This window comes from Streptomyces sp. NBC_01214, assembly GCF_026340975.1.
GTDB lineage: Bacteria > Actinomycetota > Actinomycetes > Streptomycetales > Streptomycetaceae > Streptomyces.
In genome coordinates, this window is sequence record NZ_JAPEOS010000003.1 from 969,672 (window position 1) to 991,303 (window position 21,632).

General features: G+C 72.4%; 16 protein-coding genes, 1 pseudogene and 1 riboswitch. Of the genes and pseudogenes, 5 read left to right on the top strand and 12 right to left on the bottom strand.

Translation table 11 applies throughout. The features are described 5' to 3' along the window. Positions 1-129 precede the first annotated feature (129 nt). Positions 130-1,140, top strand: coding sequence for a UDP-glucose 4-epimerase GalE (gene galE, locus OG594_RS40715; protein ID WP_266607414.1), 1,011 nt, complete (start codon positions 130-132; stop codon positions 1,138-1,140). A 102-nt stretch (positions 1,141-1,242) separates the two neighbouring features. On the opposite strand, the gene OG594_RS40720 is transcribed toward galE, so the two are convergent. The 3 genes and pseudogenes from OG594_RS40720 to OG594_RS40730 form a co-directional block, all read right to left on the bottom strand. Then, complete coding sequence (locus tag OG594_RS40720) at positions 1,243-1,731, bottom strand: DUF4430 domain-containing protein (protein WP_266607415.1); 489 nt, start codon at positions 1,729-1,731, stop codon at positions 1,243-1,245. Between the two features lie 168 nt (positions 1,732-1,899). Then, a riboswitch (cobalamin riboswitch) is annotated at positions 1,900-1,972 on the bottom strand. A 109-nt stretch (positions 1,973-2,081) separates the two neighbouring features. After that, positions 2,082-3,005: a cobalamin-binding protein gene (locus tag OG594_RS40725; RefSeq protein WP_266607416.1), complete on the bottom strand. Its 924-nt coding sequence runs from the start codon at positions 3,003-3,005 to the stop codon at positions 2,082-2,084. Between the two features lie 59 nt (positions 3,006-3,064). After that, positions 3,065-4,495: pseudogene (locus tag OG594_RS40730) on the bottom strand (short-chain fatty acyl-CoA regulator family protein). Positions 4,496-4,691: 196 nt separating this feature from the next. Between OG594_RS40730 and OG594_RS40735 the strand changes: the two are divergent. The 3 genes from OG594_RS40735 to OG594_RS40745 are packed head-to-tail and all read left to right on the top strand — an operon-like array spanning position 4,692 to position 8,173. Continuing rightward, positions 4,692-6,212, top strand: a complete 1,521-nt coding sequence (locus OG594_RS40735; RefSeq protein WP_266607417.1) for an MmgE/PrpD family protein — start codon at positions 4,692-4,694, stop codon at positions 6,210-6,212. After that, a complete protein-coding gene (locus tag OG594_RS40740) occupies positions 6,212-7,006 on the top strand; it encodes an isocitrate lyase/phosphoenolpyruvate mutase family protein (RefSeq protein ID WP_266608822.1) in 795 nt (264 codons plus the stop codon). The genes OG594_RS40735 and OG594_RS40740 overlap by 1 nt, the downstream gene beginning before the upstream one ends. Before the next feature lie 30 nt (positions 7,007-7,036). Beyond that, a complete protein-coding gene (locus OG594_RS40745) occupies positions 7,037-8,173 on the top strand; it encodes a bifunctional 2-methylcitrate synthase/citrate synthase (protein WP_266607418.1) in 1,137 nt (378 codons plus the stop codon). Between the two features lie 57 nt (positions 8,174-8,230). Here the strand turns inward: OG594_RS40745 and OG594_RS40750 are convergent, their stop codons facing one another. The 7 genes from OG594_RS40750 to OG594_RS40780 all read right to left on the bottom strand — a co-directional run bounded on the left by OG594_RS40750 (position 8,231) and on the right by OG594_RS40780 (position 17,663). Further along, complete coding sequence (locus tag OG594_RS40750; RefSeq protein WP_266607419.1) at positions 8,231-10,660, bottom strand: SpoIIE family protein phosphatase; 2,430 nt, start codon at positions 10,658-10,660, stop codon at positions 8,231-8,233. Between the two features lie 90 nt (positions 10,661-10,750). Further along, positions 10,751-11,908: a PP2C family protein-serine/threonine phosphatase gene (locus tag OG594_RS40755; RefSeq protein ID WP_266607420.1), complete on the bottom strand. Its 1,158-nt coding sequence runs from the start codon at positions 11,906-11,908 to the stop codon at positions 10,751-10,753. A gap of 131 nt (positions 11,909-12,039) precedes the next feature. Continuing rightward, complete coding sequence (locus OG594_RS40760; protein WP_266607421.1) at positions 12,040-13,152, bottom strand: DUF6183 family protein; 1,113 nt, start codon at positions 13,150-13,152, stop codon at positions 12,040-12,042. A gap of 60 nt (positions 13,153-13,212) precedes the next feature. Further along, positions 13,213-14,397 carry a D-alanyl-D-alanine carboxypeptidase family protein gene (locus tag OG594_RS40765; RefSeq protein ID WP_266607422.1) on the bottom strand — a complete coding sequence of 395 codons (1,185 nt, stop codon included), beginning with the start codon at positions 14,395-14,397 and terminating at the stop codon, positions 13,213-13,215. A 146-nt stretch (positions 14,398-14,543) separates the two neighbouring features. Beyond that, positions 14,544-15,380, bottom strand: a complete 837-nt coding sequence (locus OG594_RS40770; RefSeq protein ID WP_266607423.1) for an alpha/beta fold hydrolase — start codon at positions 15,378-15,380, stop codon at positions 14,544-14,546. Then, complete coding sequence (locus OG594_RS40775; protein WP_266607424.1) at positions 15,377-15,970, bottom strand: TetR/AcrR family transcriptional regulator; 594 nt, start codon at positions 15,968-15,970, stop codon at positions 15,377-15,379. The genes OG594_RS40770 and OG594_RS40775 overlap by 4 nt, the downstream gene beginning before the upstream one ends. 76 nt (positions 15,971-16,046) lie before the next feature. Then, positions 16,047-17,663 (bottom strand): ADP-ribosyltransferase domain-containing protein, encoded by a 1,617-nt coding sequence (locus OG594_RS40780; protein ID WP_266607425.1) that lies wholly within the window; start codon positions 17,661-17,663, stop codon positions 16,047-16,049. A 368-nt stretch (positions 17,664-18,031) separates the two neighbouring features. On the opposite strand from OG594_RS40780, the gene OG594_RS40785 reads away from it, so the two are divergent. Further along, complete coding sequence (locus OG594_RS40785) at positions 18,032-18,712, top strand: macro domain-containing protein (protein ID WP_266607426.1); 681 nt, start codon at positions 18,032-18,034, stop codon at positions 18,710-18,712. 64 nt (positions 18,713-18,776) lie between these two features. On the opposite strand, the gene OG594_RS40790 is transcribed toward OG594_RS40785, so the two are convergent. Both OG594_RS40790 and OG594_RS40795 read right to left on the bottom strand, forming a co-directional pair. Then, a complete protein-coding gene (locus OG594_RS40790; RefSeq protein ID WP_266607427.1) occupies positions 18,777-20,309 on the bottom strand; it encodes an amino acid permease in 1,533 nt (510 codons plus the stop codon). A 115-nt stretch (positions 20,310-20,424) separates the two neighbouring features. After that, positions 20,425-21,405, bottom strand: coding sequence for a hypothetical protein (locus tag OG594_RS40795; RefSeq protein WP_266607428.1), 981 nt, complete (start codon positions 21,403-21,405; stop codon positions 20,425-20,427). Between the last annotated feature and the right edge of the window lie 227 nt (positions 21,406-21,632).

Below are 21,632 nucleotides of genomic sequence, written 5' to 3' on the forward strand. Positions count from 1 at the left end.
GCCCCGGGCCTTCGGGCCCGGGGCCCCTTCCGGGCCCGCACCCGGCGGGCCGCTCCACCGGGGCCGCGGGACAGCCCGTAGGCTCGGACGGATCAGCAGTGTCCCGATGACAAGTGGGTGGGATCGCACATGAAGGTTCTGATCGCCGGCGGTGCCGGATTCATCGGCAGCACGGTGGCGTCGGCCTGCTCGGACACCGGGATCACTCCGGTGATCCTCGACAACCTCGTCACCGGAAGGCGTGAATTCGCCCGGGACAAGGCCTTCTACGAGGGTGACATCGCGGACGGTGCGCTGATCGACCGGGTCTTCGCGGAACACCCCGACATCGAGGCCGTGGTCCACTGCGCCGCGCTCATCGTCGTGCCCGACTCCGTCGGTGACCCGGTGGGCTACTACCGCGCCAACGTGGCCAAGAGCCTGGAGTTCGTCGCGCACCTGCTGCGCAACGGCTGTAGCCGCATGATCTTCAGTTCCTCGGCCTCGATCTACCGGGAGGGCGACGACCTGACCGTGGACGAAAGTTCTCCGATCGACGCGAAGAGCCCCTACGCCCGGACGAAGGCCGTCTGCGAGGCCATGTTCGCCGACATCGCCGCCAGCCAGCCGATCAAGATTCTTTCCCTGCGGTACTTCAACCCGATCGGGGCGGATCCCAAGATGCGCACGGGTCTGCAACTCCGCCACCCCAGCCACGCCCTCGGCAAGATGATCCAGGCGATGGAGAACGGAAGCGACTTCTGCGTCACGGGCACGACGTACGGCACGCGGGACGGTTCGGGCATCCGTGACTACGTCCACGTCTGGGACCTGGCGTCCGCGCACGTTGCTGCCCTCACCCGGTTCGACACCCTGCTGACCGACGCGGACCCCTCCCTGGCGATCAACCTCGGCACGGGCACCGGGACCACCGTCAAGGAACTCGTCGCGGCCTTCAACTCCGTGGCCGACACGCCGATCTCGGCGATCGAGGCCGATGCCCGCCCGGGCGACGTCGTGGGCGCCTACACCCGCAGCGACCGTGCGGAACGCCTCCTGGGCTGGCGGGCCGAGTACTCGATCGTCGACGGCATCCGCCATTCGCTGCACTGGGCGACCGTCCGGGACACCCTTCTCGCGGACTCCGGTCGGTCCCGGTAGCGCTTGGTCGGACCGGTCGGCGTGGGGAGTGTCCCCCGCCGGTGCCGTGCCGGTCCCTGTCGGGCCGGTACGGCACCGGCACGGCGGCCGGGCCGGCGCCGGCTAGAAGGACGTCCAGGTGAAGGAGACCTGGTCGCCGGCGTTGAGCTTGAACTGGCAGCCGCCGACCGGGGTCGGGGTGCCGTTGACGGCGATGCTCCAGTACGCGGAGCCGCCGCCGCTGACGTTCTTTATGGTGTCGACGGAGAAGTCCTCGAACGACGCGTACCAGGTGCCGTCCCAGGTGAAGCCCTTCTTGTGGGCGGCGTCGTCGAGGGCGGCCGTCGGGGTGGGGACCTTGGACGGGTTGGCGCCGCCGTTGGTGCCGTCGCACTTGTGGGTGCCACCGGTCGCGGTGGTGACGTCGTGGCCCTTGGTCTTGACCTTGCCCTTGAACAGCAGCCCGTCGGGCCCTTGGACGGTGAGGTTCACCTTGACGGCCGCGTTCGTGTTCGGCTTCGGCTTGGCCTCGGCCACGCCCGGAGCGGTGGCGAGGGCGAGACCGAGGGCGAGCGTGGTGACCACCGAGCGGCGGACGAGGGTCTGGCGCATGGAGTGCCTTCCTGAGCGGATCTTCGGGTCTGCTCGCGCGAACCCTCCGACCCGCACCCGTGCACACCTCGTGCGGGCGCCCCTGAGGAGGGCGCACGGGGGTGCCGGGCCGGGCTGGGGCTTCGTACTGCAGACCGTGACAGTGGGAAGCGGTGCACATCGCACCCCGGGTTCTCCGACTCACGGCTTTCGGACGCCGCTCACGGTTGCAGGTCAGCGCCGGATTCCCACCGGCTTCCCCCAGTTGTGCATGCATTCGGTTGTGGCTCGGGCCGCGGTGGGCCGGAGCAGAACGCATCGTACGGCTTGCGGCGAGGGGTACGGGAGCGAACCCCGAATTCGGGATGCCCTCAGCCGGGGCCGAGTCGGCGGGCTTCCGCCGGGCTCACCGGGACACCCGCGCCGACCCCGTGCAGGACGTGCGCCAGCACCTCCGCGCCGCGGACGACGCGGGGGCCCGGGCGGTTGAAGTAGGCGGGCCCGTCCAGCACCCACACCTCGCCCGCGCGCACCGCGGGCAGCTCCTCCCACCCCAGCAGCGAGGTCAACAGCTCCCGCTCGCGCAGGGTGCGTTCCGGACCGAACCCGCAGGGCATGAGCAGGAGTACGTCCGGGCGGGCGGCTCGGACCGCCGCCCATTCCATCGGCCGGGTGTGCTCGCCCGGCGCGGCGATCAGCGCCTCACCGCCCGCGCACGCGATCTGCTCCGGCACCCAGTGCCCCGCCGGCCACAGCGGATCGAGCCATTCGATCGCCACCACCTTGGGCCGCCGCCGCCCGGCCGTCCGCGCCCGTACGACCTCCAGCCGTGCGGCGAGGGCCTGCCGCCGCTCCCGTGCGCGTTCCGCCACGCCGAGCAGCTCGCCCACCGTGACCAGGCAGTCCAGTACGTCGCCCAGCGTGCGCGGCTCCAGGCTCAGCACGCGGGGCCCGCCGCCGCCCCGGACGCGCACCGCCCGGCTCACCCCCGCGTAGGACACCGCGCAGACGTCGCACAGGTCCTGGGTCAGGACCACGTCAGGAGCCAGTGCGCCGAGGGCCTCGGTGTCGAGGGTGTAGAGCGAGGACCCGCTGTGCGCGGCGCCGCCGACCGCGTCGGAGATCTCCCGGCTGCTCAGGGTGTCCGCCGAGAACTCGGCCGAGGTCACCACGGGCACGCCGGCCACCGCCCGCGGCGGCCAGTCGCACTCGTGCGTACGGCCCACCAGATCGGCGGCCAGACCGAGCTCCGCCACGATGTCGGTGGCCGCGGGCAGCAGGGAGACGATGCGCATCCTCCGAGCCTAGGGGGCCGGGGCCGGGGCCGGGACCGGGGTCAGGGCCGGGGCCGGTGTCAGCGGTCCGCGATCACCGGGTACGGGACATGGGTGCGCAGGTCGGGATCGACGGAGAGGATACCGCCGGCCGGGGGCCGGGCCCGCTGGGCACAGTCCTGCCGTTCGCAGATCCGGCAGCCCAGCCCGATGGGCGTGGCGGCGCGCGCGTCGTGCAGCGCGATGCCCTGCGCCTAGACCAGGCGCGGGGCGTGGCGCAGCTCGCAGCCCAGGGCGACGGCGAAGTCGGCCCGGGGCGCGTGGTGGCCGAAGCCGCCCCGGGTGACCGTGCGGGCGATCCAGAAGTACTTCTTGCCGTCGGGCATCTCGGCGACCTGCGTGAGGACGCGGCCGGGGGAGGAGAAGGCCTCGTAGACGGTCCAGAGCGGGCACGTGCCGCCCAGCCGGGAGAAGTGGAAGTCGGTGGCGGACTGGCGCTTGGAGATGTTGCCCGCGCGGTCGGCCCGCAGGAAGGAGAAGGGCACGCCCCGGTTCCCGGTGCGCTGGAGGGTGGACAGGCGGTGGCAGACGGTCTCGAAGCCGACGCCGAAGCGGGCCTGCAACAGCTCGATGTCGTAGCGGAGCCGCTCGGCCGCAGCGTGGAAGGCGGTGTACGGCATGAGGAGCGCGCCCGCGAAGTAGTTGGCGAGCCCGATGCGGGCGAGGCCCTGCGCCTGCGGCGAGGACAGCTCGGCCGCGTCGACCAGTCCGGTCAGCAGGGGGCCGTGCTCCAACAGCGCGAGCTGCGTGGCCAGCTGGAAGGCGCGCTGACCCTCGCTGAGCCAGGGGGAGAGCAGGAGCAGTCCGCTGTCGGGGTCGAAGCGCCGTGCGTCGGCGGAGCGTTCGGGGCCCGCCTGGAGCACTTTGATCCCGTGCCGGGTCGCGAGGCGGCCCGTGAGCGCGTCGGCGGCGCGGCCGACCCGGCCGGGGCCGAGTGCTTCGGCGGTCCGCTCGGCCTCCGTTTCCAGGGCGGCGGAGTGGTTGTGGTGGGCGTAGAAGAAGTCCCGCACCTCGTCGTGGGGTTCGGCGGGCAACAGGCCCGCGGTGTCCTCTGGGGAGGCCAGCGCGACGATCCGCTCGGAGGCGTCCCGGTAGCGCTGGTGGAGGGCGACGAGGGCCCGGGCCACCTCGGGGTGGTCGCGGGCCACGTCGGCGATCTCGTCCCCCGGGACCGGGCTTCCGCACGCCTCGTCCCCGAGCGCCGCCCGCAGATCGGTGGCCAGACGTTCCTCGCCGGCCTCGGAGAAGAACTCCGGATCGACGCCGAAGACCTCGGCGATCCGCAGCAGCACCGGAGCGGTCAACGGCCGCCGGCTGTGTTCGATCTGGTTGAGGTAGCTGGTGGACAGCCCCAGGGCGCGGGCCAGTTCGACCTGGTTCATGCCCCGCTCACGGCGCAGCCTGCGCAGTTTCGCGTGTGCGTAGATCTTCCGTCCGGCAGGCCGTCCCATGGGGATCGCGAGCTCCTCTCCACCCGTCCTCACCTGTGAAGTTAGCATCCGCACCTTTCGCAGAATTCGCAGATTCGCACGTTCGGCCGGGACGGATTACGCAGTGTGGAGCCGTCGCCCCGGCCCTCCCGGAGGGGAAGACTCACCCTCGAACGACGACGCACCCACCATCCCACCGCACGCTGCGAGGAGCCCCGTGATCGACCATCAGGTACGTGTCCACCCCAGCGCCGACCGCCTGCCCCGCGAGGAGCAGCTCGCCTGGAAGCTGGCCCTCGTGGCCACCGGCACCCAGGAAGCACCGGACCTCGATCCGGGGGCCGCGGCGACGGCGGTCGACCGGATCATCGACAACGCCGCGGTCGCCGTCGCCTCGCTGCGCCGCCGCCCGGTCGCCGTCGCCCGGGCCCAGGCGCTCAGCCACCGGACCCCCTCCGGCGCGTCCGTCTTCGGAGTCGCCGCCGGGACCCGCGTGTCGCCGGAGTGGGCGGCCTGGGCCAACGGCACGGCCGTGCGCGAGCTGGACTTCCACGACACCTACCTCGCCGCCGACTACTCCCACCCCGGGGACAACATCCCGCCCCTGCTGGCCGTGGCCCAGCGCACCGGGCGCTGCGGCGCGGACCTGCTGCGGGGCATCATCGCCGCCTACGAGATCCACGTCGCCCTGGTCAAGGGCATCTGCCTGCACGCGCACCGCATCGACCACGTCGCCCACCTCGGCGCCGCGACGGCGTGCGGCATCGGAGCGATGCTGCGGCTGGACACCGGGACCGTGTACCAGGCGGTACAGCAGGCGGTGCACACCACCACCTCGACCCGGCAGTCGCGCAAGGGCGAGATCTCCAGCTGGAAGGCGTTCGCGCCGGCCTTCGCCGGCAAGGCCGCCGTGGAAGCGGTGGACCGGGCCATGCGCGGCGAGGGATCCCCCTCGCCGATCTACGAGGGGGAGGACGGCTTCCTCGCCTGGATGCTGGACGGCCCGGACGCCTCGTACACCGTGTCACTGCCCGGGCCCGGCGAGGCGCGCCGCGCGATCCTCGACACGTACACCAAGGAACACTCCGCCGAGTACCAGGCACAGGCGATCATCGACCTCGCCCGCACCCTGCGCGAGAAGGCAGGCCCGCTGGAGCAGGTCCGCTCGATCGTCCTGCACACGAGCCACCACACCCACCACGTCATCGGATCCGGCTCCGGCGACCCGCAGAAGTACGATCCGACCGCCGGCCGCGAGACCCTCGACCACTCGGTGCCGTACGTCTTCGCCGTCGCCCTCGAGGACGGCGGCTGGCACCACGAGCACTCCTACGCCCCCGAGCGCGCGGGGCGGCCCGCCACCGTCGAGCTGTGGAGGAAGATCTCCACAGCCGAGGACCCCGAGTGGACCCGGCGGTACCACGACCCGGACCCCTCCCGTCGGGCCTTCGGCGGCCGTGCCGTGATCACCTTCGAGGACGGCTCCGTCATCGAGGACCAGCTCGCCGTCGCCGACGCACACCCCGCCGGAGCCCGCCCGTTCGACCGGGCCGGCTACACCGCCAAGTTCCGCACGCTGACCGGGGGGATCGTCACCGGCGCGGCCCAGGACCACTTCCTGCGGGCCGCGGACCGACTGGCCGAGCTGAGCACCGCGGGCCTTGCCGACCTCTTCCCCGCCGTCGACACCAACGCCGTCGCCGCGGCCGACACCCGGCTCCCGAAGGGCCTGCTCTGATCCTCCACACCCGCACCACTGCCGCGTCCCGCCGCCGCACCTTCCGCGAACGGCTCGCCTCCGGACGGCTGCTGAGGATCCCGGGCGCGATCAACCCGTACTCGGCCCGACTCGTCCAGGAGGCGGGATTCGACGCCGTGTACCTCTCGGGGGCCGTGCTCGCCGCCGACCTGGGCCTGCCCGACATCGGCCTGACCACCTCCACCGAGCTCGCCGCCCGAGCCCAGCAGATCACCCGCGTCACCGACCTGCCCGCCCTCATCGACGCCGACACCGGCTTCGGCGAGCCGATGAACGCCGCCCGCACCCTCCAGCTCATGGAGGACGCGGGGCTGGCCGGACTCCACCTGGAGGACCAGATCAACCCCAAACGGTGCGGCCACCTCGACGGCAAGGGCGTCGTGGCGCGCGAGGCGATGGCCCGCCGGGTCCGCGCCGACGCCGACGCCGTCTTCCCCGAAGCGCTCGCGGACGAGGCCGAGTTCGAGGCCTTCCGCAAGGCCGTCGACGTCCCCCTCCTCGCGAACATGACGGAATTCGGCAAGAGCCGGCTGCTCAACGCCCGCACGCTGGAGAACCTCGGCTACAACATCGCGCTGTACCCCGTCACCCTCTTCCGCCTCGCCATGGGCGCGGTCGAGGACGGCCTGCGCACCCTCGCCGCCGAGGGCACCCAGGAGTCACTGCTGCCCCGCATGCAGACCCGCTCCCGGCTCTACGAGGTGCTCGGCTACGAGGACTACGTCGCCTTCGACTCGACCGTCGCCGACTTCACGCTCCCGCCCGGCAACTGACCGACCGACCACCCGCACCGGAGGCCACCCATGACCGCCACCACGCCCGAGATCCACCGCGGTCTCGCCGGTGTCGTCGTCGACACCACCGCCATCTCCACCGTCATCCAGGAGACCAACTCCCTCACCTACCGCGGGTACCCGGTGCAGGACCTGGCCGCCCGCTGTTCCTTCGAGGAGGTCGCGTACCTCCTCTGGTACGGCGAACTCCCGGACGCGGACCAACTGCGCGAGTTCCAGACCCGCGAGCGCGCCCTGCGCCCCCTGGACCGGACCACCGCCGAACTGCTCGCCCGGCTGCCCGAGACCTGCCACCCGATGGACGTGCTGCGCACCGCCGTCAGCGTCTTCGGCTCGCAGGACCCCACGGAGGACGACGGCAGCACCGAAGCCAACCGCACCAAGTCCCTCGCGCTGCTGGCGAAGCTGCCGGTCGTGGTCGCGGCCGACCACCGCCGGCGGCACGGGCTCGCCGCCGTCCAGCCGGACCGGTCGCTCGGATACGCGGAGAACTTCTTCCGGATGTGCTTCGGCAGGGTGCCGGCCCCCGAGGTCGTCCGGTGCTTCGAGATCTCGCTCATCCTCTACGCGGAGCACAGCTTCAACGCCTCGACGTTCACCGCGCGGGTGGTCACCTCCACCCTCTCCGACCTCTACAGCGCGGTCACCGCGGCCATCGGCGCCCTCAAGGGCCCGCTCCACGGCGGCGCCAACGAGGCCGTGATGCACATGCTGGGCGAGATCGGTGACCCGGAGCGGGCCGGGGAGTGGCTGGAGGGGGCACTGGCCGCCCGCAGGAAGATCATGGGCTTCGGGCACCGCGTCTACAAGAACGACGATTCCCGCGTGCCGATCATGCAGGAGGCCACCGACCGTCTCGTCGCCCGCGCCGCGGACCCCGACGCGACCCGGCTCGCCACCCTGCACGCTTCGCTCCGGCACGCCGTGATCAGCCGCAAGGGGATCCACCCGAACCTCGACTATCCCGCCGGGCTGGCGTACCACCTGATGGGGTTCGACGTCCCGACCTTCACCCCGCTGTTCGTGATGAGCCGGATCACCGGCTGGACGGCCCACATCACCGAACAGCTCGAGCACAACGCCCTGATCCGCCCCCTCGGCTCCTACACCGGCCGCTCGCAGCGCCCCCTCCCGGCCCGCGGCTGAGGGCCGCTCCCGGGAGCCACCCCCCCCGGAGCCCCCGGGAGTTGCCCGCGCAACGTGTCAGGAACCGCGGCGCCAGGGGATCTCGGCCCACACCTGCTTGCCGCTGCTGAGCGGCACCGAGCCCCAGGACGTGGCCGTCGCCTCGACGATGAGCAGCCCGCGACCGCCGGTCGACTCCCAGCTCACCCAGACCGGTTTCACGGGGCTGCGCGGCGACGCGTCGTTCACGGCGATCCGCAGCCGGTCCGCCGACAGGGTCAGATCCATCCCCACCTCGCCCTGGGTGTGCGCGATGGCGTTGGTGACCAGCTCGGACACGACCAGCAGCGCTTCGTCGAGCTCCTCCACCACCCCCCAGGACCGCAGGATGCGCGCGGTGAAGCGGCGCGCGTGCAGGACCGCGTTGGGCACCCGCCACACCGTCCAGTGGCTCCGCATCGGCCGGTCCCCCTGGCCGTCGTAGCGCAGTACCAGCAATGCCACGTCGTCGTCGCGACGGCCCACGCCGACGACCAACTCGTCGGCGATCCCTCCGACATCGACCGGGTCGGCCACCGCGAGCACGTCGCACACCCGCCGTACGCCCTCCTCCAGGGGCAGTCTGGCCGACTCGACCAGGCCGTCGGTGAGCAGCACGAGCAGGGTGCCGGGGACCAGCCCCGCCTCGGTCATGGGGAATTCCGCTTCCGCGAGCACGCCCAGCGGAGGACCGCCCTCGACCACCATCTCCTCGGCGACGCCGTCGGGAAAGCGCAAGATCGGCGGCAGATGGCCGGCCCGGACGACCCTGGCGATGCCCTCCTCCATGTCCAGGTCCACGTACCCGCAGGTGGCGAACAGGTCCGTCTCCATGCCGGCGAGCAGACGGTTGGCCCGTGCGACCACCACATCGGGCGGGTGTCCCTCCACCGCGTAGGCCCTGACCGCCGTACGCATCTGGCCCATGATGGTGGCGGCTCCCGCGCTGTGCCCCTGTACGTCTCCGATGACGAAGGCCACGTGACCGTCACGGAGCGGAATGACGTCGTACCAGTCGCCGCCGACCTCGAGCCCGGCCGTCGCGGGCAAGTAGCGGGCGACGGCGACCCCGCCCGGCAGTTCCGGGAGCTTACGGGGCAGCAGACTGCGCTGGAGCATGGTGGCGAGTTCGTGGCCCGCGTCCAGGGCGTGGGCGCGCACCAGCGCCTGCCCCACCAGCCCCGCGGTCGCGGTCAGCAGCGACCGCTCCTCCGGTCCGAACCGGTGCTCCGCGTCCCACCCCACCAGACACACCCCGACCATCCGGCCGTCGGCGGGCAGCGGCAGCACCGCGAGACCACCGGGCCCGACGCCCAGCAGGCCGGGCTCCAGGGCCGCCCCCGGCGGCCACAGGCTCATGTGCCCGCCGCGCAGCGCGCTCTGCAGGGTGGGCAGGTCGCTCAGCGCGACGTCGGGCCATTCGGACCGCCACTCCGAGCGCCAGACGTCGGGCCAGGCATCGGGCTCGGGAGGAGCGAGGGCGGTGACGATGAGCCGTTCGGGTTCCAGCTCGCCGACCGCGACCCGGGAGGCGCCGAGCGGCTCGCGCAGGGCGGCGACCACCAGCCGGCTGACCTCCCGGATGGTCGCCGCTCCCGCCAGGGTGGCCGACAGGCGCTGTACGAGGGAGACCTCGTCGGCGCTGGGGCGCAGATAGGTGGCATCGGCCACCACACCCAGGACGCGCCGCGGCGTACCGTCCGGGTCCACCTCCACGCGGCAGCGCAGCCCCAGCCAGCGCAGCTCGCCGTTCGGGCGGCGGATGCGGAACGCCAGCTGCTGTCCGGCGGCGGCCAGCCGGTTCGGCTCCACGAGCGCCATCAGGGCCGGCATGTCATCGGGGACGGCGCAGGCGAGCACGGTCTCCACCTGCCCGTCGAACTGCCCGGGAGGCAGGCCGAGCAGTTCCAGCACGTGCGCGTCGGCCTCCATACGACCGGTGGCCAGCTCCAGGATGAAGGCGCCGCCCTGGTCGGGTACGAGGGACTGGCCCAGATGGGCCTGCGGGGACTTGCGTCCGGTGAAGCGTCCGACGACCGATTCGAGTCCCGTGGCCACCTGGTCGGCGTAGAGCTCCAGGAGGCTGCGGTCGTCGGCGCTGAAGCCGTCCCCGGCCTGCCCGGCGACGATCAGGCAGCCGAGCTCCTGGTCGTCGTACCCCAGCGGCAGCGCGCCCAGCGAGATCCTGGCCGGCGAGTGGGGCGCGCCGTCCCGCACCTGGGTGGGGAAGTGGTGGGGGTCCTCCTCGATGAACGTGGCGAGTTCCTTGGGAGCCAGCCACAGCGGGCGGCCCGAGCGGAAGGCATTGGCGGCGGGCGAATGGCCCGCCACGGCGAGGATCGCCGGCAGCCCGTAGAGGACGCCGCGGTTTCCGGTCAGCTCGGCGAGATGGAGTTCCCTGCCCTGGTCGGCGACCACGTAGACAGCGGCGAGCTCGGCCCCGCAGAACGAGAAGCGATGGCCGTTCACTGTCCGTATCACCTCCTCCCGGGAGCATCGCGCCGACCGTCCTCCCTCCATGCTGTCGCCTCCCGGACCGTCCGGGCGAGTCCAGGGGCGCTACGCCGGACCTCCGGCCGGCCGGTGTACTCCGTCGGCGCTCCGGTCCACGACGACGACCGCCGCGTCGTCGGCCAGGCGGTCATGGGTGTGGCGGAGCAATGCCTGGTGCAGGCCCTCCAGGAACTCCTTCCCGCTGTGGTCGCGCATGGTCACCATCGCTCCGGCCAGGTCGAAGAAGGTCTTGTCCTGGTCGCGGGCCTCGATGACACCGTCGGTGTAGAGGAGCAGCCGGTCCCCGGGCGCGAACGGATAGCGGTCCGCCCGCCCGGGAGGACCGCTGACGAATTCCTCCAGGCCCAGCGGCGGCAGGGGGGTGGTGGGCATCAGGGGCCGGACCGCGCCGTCGCACAGCAGCAGCGGTGGCGGATGGCCACGGTTGATCACGTCGATGTGGGGGCCGTCCGGGATCTGGGCCACGAGCGCGGTGACGAACCCCTCCAGGATGGCGTCCGCGTTGCCGGCGCCCGAGACGGCGGCGTCCCGCAGCAGGGCCGCCTCGCAGCGGTCGACGACCTCCATCAGGTCGTCCTCGTAGTGCACGGCCTCCCGGAAGGCGCCCAGCACGATCGCGGCGGCCCGCACGGCGGGCAGGCCCTTGCCCCGGACGTCCCCGACGATCATCCGGACCCCGTACCGGGTCTGGACCACGTCGTACAGATCGCCGCCGATCTGCGCGCCCGTCTCGGCCGCCAGGTACATGCTGGCCGCCCGTACGGAGCCCAGCCGGTCCGGCACCGGCCGCAGCAGGACGTCCTGGGCAGCGGTGGCGATCCGCTGGACCTGGTTGAGTTCGTTCTCCGTGCGCGTGCGCGCGGAGCGGCTCGTCAGGAAACTCGCCACCGAGACCAGGAACAGGGCGAGGAAGTTGGTGTAGACCTGTTGGGTCCCCCAGGCGCTGTTGTAGCTGGCGGTGGCCACGCTGACACCGACGGCCACCCCCGCCGCCGCGAGCGTGCCCTTGGGACCCATCGTCACGGCCGCCAGAGCGGGTGTCGCGACCAACAGGGGGCCGGTGTAGAGGACGTGCAGAGGCGTGAACTCGACGAGCAGCACCAGCAGGGCGATCGCGAAGGGCACACACTCCGCCAAGACGAAGAGGACCTGGTGGTGGCCGTCGGCTCGCGGTCCATGAGGCGAGCGCGCGGGCGCTCTCATGAGTACAGACTGCCCCGCCCGCACCCGTGGCCGCCACTCCGGCGCAGCGCGACCGCGGCCGTCCGGCGCGAGCACCACCAGGTCGTGCTCGCCGGCTCGAGGCGTGTGGTCCGGGCAGGTCGGCGCCGCCCTCAGTCGGTGTCCGTCACCGCCAGTACCGCGATCCGGCGGCGGTCGGGGGAGAGGGCGGCGATCCCGTAGTCGTAGATCTCGTTCTGGAACCACTGCGAGTCGCACCCGAAATGGAACCAGGTGCTCTCCTTCGCCCGGCGCTCCACCTCCGGCGCGCTCGCGTCCGCGGGCGCGCCGCTGAGGCCCCCGAGCGACTGCCAGGTCCAGCGCCGGCCCCACGCGCCGTGTACCCCGCTGCCGTACGAGCCGCCCATCGACGCGGCGCTGAAGAGGATCTTCCAGATGTCGTCGAGGGGGCGGAGCGCGATCTCGAAACGGGCCGTGGGAGCGAGTCCCGCCACGCAGCCCATGGGCAGGGTGGGGACCAGTGCGGGCACCAGGGCCGGATCCAGCGGCGCGTCCAGTGCGAAGGCCCAGGCCGCGCAGTGACCGACGTCGCCGGATTCGGGTGCCGAGACGATGCGCTCGTGCAGCTCGCGGGTGGCGATGTCCGTGAGCGCAGCGCGTTCGCCGGTGCGGGGTGTCGGCGGGTCCAGACGGCCCTCGGAGGGAAGTCCCGACCAGGCCGCGCCCGCACCGCCGCGGATCGACCGGCTGGGGAAGGGGGAGCCGGTCTCGAAGGGGCGCAGGTCCGACGGCAACCAGGACAGCGTGTGCCACGACCGCCGCACCACGGGCCAACTGCTCAGCCCCCGCGGGGCCGACACGTCGACGCCCCGCAGGAGCAGTTCGTGGAACAGGCAGGCGCGGACCTCGTCGAGCCGGTCCCGCTCGCTGCGGTCGTAGAAGAGCTCGGCGAGGTCGGCGGGCTGCTGCGCCTCGGCGAGGAGGGAGGCGACGGAACGGTCGTCCGCGCCGGAGCACCCGAACGGACCGTGCTCGTCGAGGAGCCGGACCAGCTGCACCACGCTGTTCCGGCCGGGGGTGAGGGCGAGCGCGCGGACGACCTGGGCGAGGCTGCGCTCGTACGTCCGCGCCTGTTCGCGGGCCGCGACGAGTCCTGCGGAGGCCCGCGAGCCCAGCTCCCGCAGGTACTCCACGTCGCCCGGCTCGCCACACGGTTCGGTCTGTTCCCCTACGAGCCTGTCGAGCTCGCGCGCCTCGTCGTTCACGGTCCGTCACTCTATGGCCTTGGATGCCGGATCCGTCGGATCCCGGTACGGTGCGCGCGGTCACGGGCTCCGGCGACGTCGCAGGACGGCTGCCCGGGTCAGGGCCGCCACCGCGGCGAGGAACGCGGCCGACAAGCCGTAGACCATCGGCGTACCGACGTCGACCCCGCTGGGCGCGACGGCGCGCGCGGCGACGGTGCGCGGTGTCGCGGGCGGCGCCGCGGGCGGCGGCGGGGGGTCCAGCGATCCGACCGGATCCACCCGTCCCGCCGCGGCGAACCCCCAGTCCAGCAGGGACCGGGCTTCCTCGTACACGGCGTTCGCGCCGCCCCACTGGGGGTTCATCACCGTCGCCAGCAGCGTGCGACCGTCCCGACGGGCGGCCGCGATCAGCGTGAAGCCCGCCTGGGAGGTGTAGCCGTTCTTCACACCGATGATCCCCGGGTACCGGCCCATCCCGTCCTGACCGGTCACCAGCCGGTTGGTGTTCTCGATCCCGTACGTCCAGGTGGGACTGCCGTCGGCGTTGGTACCGCCGGGGAAGCGGGCGTCGGCGGTCGCCGCGTACTCGGCGAAGGCGGGGTCGGCGAGGCCCGCACGACCGAAGACGGCGAGATCGTAGGCCGAGGAAGCCTGGCCGTCCGCATCGAAGCCGTCGGGGGAGACGACGGTGGTGTCCCGAGCGCCCAAGGCGCGCGCCTTGGCCTGCATCTGCGCCGACGTGACGTCCCAGCCGCCGTTCATCGCGGCCAGCACGTGCACGGCGTCGTTGCCCGAGCTGAGGAAGACGCCCCGCCACAGGTCGGCCACCCGGTAGGTGCGATCTGCGGACAGACCCACCGTGCTGCTCCCCTCCGGTACCTCGTCCAGCTCGGCCTCGGTGACCGTGTGCCGGCCCGAGCCGGGCAGACGGGGCAGCGCGGTGAGGGCGAAGAGGGTCTTGAGGGTGCTGGCCGGTGGCAGCCGGCGGTGTGCGTCGTGGGCCGCGAGCACCGCACCCGTTCCGGCATCCGCCACCAGCCACGACAGGGCGGACACGTCGTCCGGCAGGGCAGGCGCCCCCTGCCGCGCCCGTACGTGGGTCCCGGCCCGGTGCAACAGCGAGGCGTCGACGGCCGGGGCGGGTCGCGGTGGCAGCGGCTCGGCCCGCGCGGCGGCGGCCGTCGGCACGAGGAGGACCGATGCGCCGATGGCGAGAGCTGCGGCGCCCGCGCCGGTCCTGCGCCCAGAGGATCTGATGCTCATTCACCCAGCGTAGAAATGCATCGGGCCGCGCGCAGCGAGGCGTACGCCGACCGGTGGGTGGGCCGGCGCGCGGACGCGGGGCCGACCGGGGCGGGCGCCCCTCGTGGATCGGGCCGGGCGCTCCGGCCCGATCCACGAGACACCCCCTACGCGCGGAAGGCCTTCCGCAGGAGCTCGCCGAATCCGGCGGGGTGCGTCGTCAGGCCGGTGTGTCCGCCGGGGAACCGCAGGAGTTCCGTGCCGAGCCGCTCGGCCAGGAAGGCGGCCGGACGGTAGGGAAGTTCCCCGCGGGAGTCCTGGCCGCAGGCGAGCGCGAGCCGGTCCGCCAGCGTCTCCAGCCGGTCGATGTCCGGGACGTAGGACATGAAGCCGGGCACGATGCGGCCGATGAAGTACGGCAGGTCGGCCATCGTCTGCTCGGCCCGTGCCGCCGCCCGGGGCGGAAGCCTGACGTCGGTCCCCGGCCCGGCCGTATCGCCGTCCTGGCGCAGACCGGCGGCGAACACGGCCATCGCCGGCATGAGCCCCTCGGTGCGGAGCGTCTCCTGCACACGGGCGATGAGCAGCCGGTGATCGGGGGCGTCCGGCAGGACCTCCACCACCGGTGGCTCGTGCGCCACGACGTGAACGAGGCGTTCGGGACGGACGGTGAGCAGGTGCAGGGCGACGATCGCGCCCGAGCTGGTGCCGAACACCCGGGCGGGCTCACGGGGCGACAGCAGGTCCACGATCCGCGCCGCGTCGTCGGCGTGCTCGGCCACGTGCTGCTCGGCGTCCGGGTCGTCCAGCGTGCTCCGGGACATGCCGCGCGGGTCGTAGGTCGCGACGGTGTACTCGGCGGCCAGGTCGTCGGCGATGCCGTCGAAGGAGGCCGCGCCGCCCGTCCCTCCGGGGACCAGCAGCAGGAGCGGGCCCCGGCCGCGCACCTCGTAGTGCAGGTTCGCGCCGTCCACGCGCAGGCTGCCGATGTCCGGGCCGTTCATGAGGGGTCTCCTTCTCGGGTCGGGGGCCAGTGCTCCAGGAGGGTGTGGAGGGCGTCCAGGGCGCGGACCCAGGAGCGTTGCGGTGAACGCTCGTGCGCGAACCCGCCGGCCGCCTCCAGGGCGACGAACCCGTGGAACGTGCTGCGCAACAGCCGGACAGCGTCGGTCAGATCGGGTTCCGTCAGCGCGTAGCCGCGCAGCACGCCGTAGGTCAGCTCGACCGCGCGGCGCGGTCCGGGTGCCCGTGCGGCGAGCTCGGGGTCGATCCGGATCCGGGTCTGGGTCGCCGTGTAGCGGCCCGGATGCGCGTGGGCGTACTCCCGCCAGGCGTCGGCGAACGCGACCAGCGCGTCCTTGCCCGATCGGCCGGCCGTCGCCTCCGCGATGCGGAGCGTCTTCTCGTCCGCCGCCAGCAGCGCGATGCGTCCGCGCAGGTCCTCCAGGTTGCGCACGTGCGCGTAGAGGCTCGCGTCCTTCACCCCGAGCCGCCGCGCCACCTGCGACATGGTCACCCGGTCCAGCCCGACCTCGTCCGCCAGCTCGGCGCCCGCGACCGTCACCCGCTCCGCCGTCAGCCCTGCCCGTGCCATGCCGCCCCCGTTCCTAGGGGTCCTAGTTTTAAACTAGGGTCCCTAGGAACGCAAACGCGTATCGGCTGCCGTCCGCTCACGACACGAGCGTCTGCTCCTCCAGCTCGGTCAGCCTCACCGTGCACAGGCCGCCGCGCTCGGTCTTCACGTCGGTCACCCGGAGCTGCGTACCCGGCGCGAGGATGAACTCCTCCTCACCGGTGAACGCGGAGAAGCTGCGGATGCCGACCGCCCGGACCGGAGTCACCTCGAACAGCGTCCGCTTGCCCCGCCCGCCGAGGAACGCCCGTGCCACGCCCACCTCCGAGGTGCACGAGGACACGCCCCACCAGGTCACGGTCCGGCCCAGCGGATACTGCGCGCGCAGGTCCAGTGCGACCCCGCGCCACAACGGCGCCGTGCGGGCGGGCAGCTCCGCCACGGCGGAGAACAGCAGCCGCAGGTACGGGAGGTAGGGAACGAGCCGGGCGCGGTCCGGGGAGCGCAGGACGGCGTTGATCTCCCGGTAGAACGCGGACTCGCAGGTGTAGAGGTGGAGCGCGGCGATCGCGTCGGCGGACAGGCCGCCCGCCGCTCCGTCCGCCCGCCCCGCGGCGAACTCGTGGGACAGCTTGACGTGCCGGTCCAGGCCGGACAGCACCTCGACGACCGGAGCGGCGGCGTCCTGGAAGCCCATCAGCGGGGTGTCGAACACACCGCTGATCGCGGGGAGGACGAGTCCCTCGTCCTTCACGCTCGCGAGACGGTCGAGGTACAGCTGGTGCAGTTCCATGGTGGACGCGATGAAGGCGCCCATGCGTTCGGCGACGTCGTCGCCCGCGCCGCCGGCCTGCGGCCCCGCCGCGTTCCACCCCTTGCTCGGCAGCCAGTCGATCTCATCGGCGCCCAGCGACGCGAGGGCGTCGTTCACCGTGCCGAAGTGGTCGCCTTCGCAGAAGACGTCGCCCTGTGCGGCCGGGTTGGGGTGGTCGATGTGCCGTACCTCCACCTCGGGGTACTTCTCCTGGAGCCGCAGGACGACCTTCTTCAGGGACCGGGCGTGGGCCCCCCACCAGGCGAAGACGACACCGCGGTCCTCCTCGTCGGCGTCCTGCTTGGCCCGCAGGATCTCCTCGACGATCCGCTCGGCGACCGGACGCCAGAACGCGGTGTGCCGGTCGACGGCCGCCGAACCGTCGCTGCCGGCGGTGAGCGCCGCGTTCAGCAGCAGCACGCCCTGCGTGAGCATCGCCTGGAACCACTCCGGGGGCTGGACGGTGTCCCGCTCCTTGAGCAGCGCCCGGACGTCGGCGATGGGGGTCTTCTTGGGGATCCCGTACTTCCACATCGCCGCCGCCTTGATGATGCAGCGGATGCTGACGACCCTGCCGAACTGGCTGTCCGTCCAGTCGTGGAAGGTGTTGTCGAACATGGCTATGCCGGTGGCGCTCTCCGGCCGCGGGTAAGGGTTCTGGCCGAAGACGACCACCTTCCACTTGTGCGGCGGATGGGGCTTGAGCGCTTGGAAGGTCAGTTCGCGGACGGGCACGGTCTCCGGGCTGCGACCCGCGCCGATGAAGGCCGCCGCGTCCGGCTGCGCCTCGATGACGGGCTTCAGCAGCGGAAGCCACGGCTCACCACCGCCCTTGAACAGTTCGGCGAGGCCCAGCGGGTCGTCCGCGTGGTGCTGGGCCGGGGATGCTGCGTCGCTCATGGGAGGCACTCCGAGGGGTGGGACCGTGCCGACGGGCACGATGAGGACACGGGCGGTAAGCCCGTGCAGGTATCAGGTATCAGGCATCAGGTGTTCAGACGTCGGCCCTCGAGCCGGCGGAAGCGGCCGGAACGGCCCGCACGCGTACCGGAGTACGCGCAGGCGGGAGGCAGCGCTTCGTCCGGGGTTCTCGGTCCTGGAGGCGTGGCCGACGGAAATCTGGCGGCAGGCTAACACCGGCCCGGGAGGCGCGCAATCGTGACGGTGCGTCATCGTCAACGTCCGTAAGCGTCCGTCAGCGGCGTTGTCAGTGGCTCCCGGTAGCGTTCCTGAGCAGTGCAGGAACCCTTTCCCGATCGGAGTAGATCATGAGTGTGGACCGTGTGCCGTCGCCGCTCCGGGTGGTGCTGACCGACGTCAACGCGGAGGTGGTCCAGGCGTGGCGGGCGGCGTTCGCCGACACTCCCGGGGTCGAGATCCGCCAGGGGTCGATCCTCGACGAGGAGGTCGACGCGTGGGTCACACCGACCAACTCCCGGGGCCGGATGGACGGCGGGGTCGACGCGGTCATCAAGCGGCACCTGGGAGCCGGCATCCAGCTGCGCGTACAGCGCGCGATCCGCGCCCAGTTCGCGGGCAGCCTCCCGGTGGGAAGCGCGGTGTGCGTCGCGTCAGGGGCGGTCGCACCGAAGTTCCTGATATCGACGCCGACGATGGAGCAGTCCTCGCAGAACGTGCGCGAGACCTTGAACGTCGCCCTGGCGTGCGCGGCCGCCTTCCAGGCGGTCCACCGGCAGAACGTCGAAGCGCCGGGCAGCATCCGGTCGGTGGCGCTGGTCGGCATGGGCGCCCGGACCGGCCGGGTGCCGGCCCGGGTGTGCGCCAACCTGATGTGGACCGGCTACACGCTGTTCCACGACTTCCGCTTCGACGACTACGACGACCTGCGCAGCACGATCGTCGCGCAACTCGACGACCTCGATGACGGGCCCGCCGAGGAGCGGGTGCGCATCGCGCCCCCGCAACGGCGCACGGCCGGCCGCCGCTGACCGACCGTGCACGGCGCCCCGGTCGACCGGCTGCGGGCGTGGCCTGCCGGGCGGCCGGGCCGGATCAGACGATGTCTTCGGCGATCTCCGCCTGCTCGCGGGCGTTGCCGTAGGCGGACGGGGTGCCGTACGAGCGGCGGGCGACGTACCACCAGACGCTGGCCAGGACCAGGACCACCGCGAGGGCGATCACGGCGTAGTTCATCGAGTCGATGGTGACGGGGGACTTCTGCGGCAGGCAGAAGAGGACGGTGACGAACGCCACCCACAGGACGGCGATCCAGCCGATCGGCTTGCTCCAGCGGCCCAGGTTCCAGGGGCCGGGCTCGAAGCGGTTGCCGGCGCGCAGGCGCAGGTAGATCGGGATGGCGTAGGCCGGGGTGATGCCGATGACGTTGATGGCGGTCACGGCCCCGTAGGCGGTGGCGGAGTACAGGGAGGGGAGGGCCAGTACGGCCGCGACGGCGACGGAGAGCCATACGGCGGGCACCGGCGTCTGGGTCCGGCCGCTCACCTTGCGCCACAGGGCGGATCCGGGCAGCGCGTTGTCACGGCTGAACGCGAAGACCATCCGGCTCGCGGCGGCGACCTCGGCGTTGCCGCAGAAGAGCTGCGCGACGATGACGACGAGGAGCAGGGCGGTGGCGCCGCCGGAGCCCAGCGCGTCGATGAAGATCTGGGCGGGCGGGACGCCGGTGGCGCTGTTCTGGACGGCCGCGTAGTCCTGGATGGCGAAGGTGAGGCCGGCGAGCAGGGCGAAACCGGCGATCCAGGAGACCCAGATGGCCCGGACGATGCCCTTGGCGGCGGAGACGGAGGCGTTGCTGGTCTCTTCCGAGAGGTGCGCGGAGGCGTCGTAGCCGGAGAAGGTGTACTGGGCGAGCAGCAGGCCGACCGCCGCCACGTAGAACGGGTTGGCCCAGCCGGTGTCGTTGACGAATTCGGTGAAGACGAACGACGCGGACTGGTGGTTGTCGGGGATGAAGGCCAGGGCGCCGACGATCACGGCGACGCCGCCCAGGTGCCACCAGACGCTGATGGAGTTGAGCACGCTGACGAGGCGGACCCCGAAGAGGTTGAGCGCGGCGTGCAGCAGCAGGATGCACAGGAAGATCAGGAAGGTGGAGCCGGGAGTGGGCACGAACCCGAAGCGGAGGTTGAGGAAGGCACCGGTGAACAGGGCCGCGCCGTAGTCGATGCCGGCGATGGCGCCGAGCAGGCCGAGCAGGTTCAGCCAGCCCGTGTACCAGCCCCAGCGGCGGCCGCCGAGCCGGTCGGCCATGTAGTAGAGCGCACCGGAGGTGGGGTAGGCGCTCGTGACCTCGGCCAGGGCGAGACCCACGCAGAGCACGAAGAGGCCCACGCCGACCCAGCCCCACAGCATCACGGACGGGCCGCCGGAGCCCATGCCGAATCCGTACAGCGTCATGCAGCCGGAGAGGACGGATATGACGGAGAAGCTGATGGCGAAGTTGCCGAAGCCGCCCATCCGGCGGGCGAGGACGGGCTGGTAGCCGAGTTCCCTGAGGCGCTGTTCCTCGTCCTGCAGGGGTGGAGCCTTGCGGTCCTGGCGGGCTGCCCATTCGGTTCTGGACACGGCGGTACCTCCGGGGGTCTGTGAAGCACGGGGACGGTGGAGCCTGGGGGTGCAGGTGGAGCCTGGTGGTGCGGTGGGAGCGAGGGGTCGGCGCCGTGGGGGAGGGCGGCGGGGGTCAGTTCCGGCCGGCCAGGCTGCGGGACCTGGCCTGCAGGAACACCTCCTCGGCCAGGGCGCGGTCGGCCGGGTCGCGGGTCCGGTGGGCCCACGGCAGGGTGGTCCAGTACGGGCCGATCGTGTCGAACACCCGGGCCGCCTCGTCGAACTGGAGGGCCCCCCACAGGGCGTGGGCGAGCTGGTTCAGATCGAGCGGCGAGGCGTGCGGCAGATCGGCGTGGTGGAACCAGGTGTCCAGGGCGTGCAGGGCGTCGCGGACGGCGTCTTCGGCGACCCAGTGCAGGTCGAGGGCCCGCTCCTGGCCGCGTTCGCGACGGTAGCGCTCGACCCGTACGTAGAGCGGAAGGACGTGTACGGGCGATCCCGGCGGGGCGGCGCTGGCGGCCCAGTGGACGAAGTTGGCGGCCTCGGAGAGCGGTCCGGGCGCGCCCGCGTACACGAACTGGAGCATGCGGTGGTAGGCCTCGCGGTTGTGCGGGTCGCGCTTGTCGACCTCCGCGAGGATGCCCCAGGGGCCGGGGGGCAGCATCGGGGCGGGTGGCGCGATCCGGTGCTCGGCCATCTGGCGCTGTTCGTCGAGGAGGGCGAGGGCGAGCAGGCAGACCCAGGGCACGGGGTCGGCGGGGTTGATGCGGGCGGCCTCCCGGCAGGTCGACCAGGCTTCCTGCCACAGCTCGCCGGTGCGGGGGTGTCCGGCGCGGTGGGCGCGAACGGCCCGTTCGACGCAGACGCGCGTGTGCATCACGAGCGCGGCGACGCTGTTCGGTTGCTCGGCCCGCCAGGCCTGGACCACGTCGGATCCGGCGGAGACGGCGGCGAGCACCTGGGTGCGTTGGGTCCACAGCCCCCAGTTGTCGGTGCGTTCGAGTAAGCGCGCCATGGAGACCCAGCGGCCGGTGCGCAGGTCCTGAGCGGCGGAACGCAGCTCCTTGTCGTGGCCGGCCGGGTGGTAGACGGGCCGGAAATCGCTGCCCGCCATCACCTCGTCCCGGTCGACGGGCGGCGGCCCGGGCGGGCGCGTTCTACGGTGGTCGTGATCATCAGTCCTCGGATCGCATGGAAGGTGGGTCCATCCGGCCGCCGACTGCCGTGGTGCAGCCGTGCCCGGTGCCAGGGATGCGTGAACCATGCGAGAACTGTTCGTCGAACCCCCGCCGTTGACCCACGGTCGATGTCGCTGCCCGTTGATCGGCGATCACTATATGG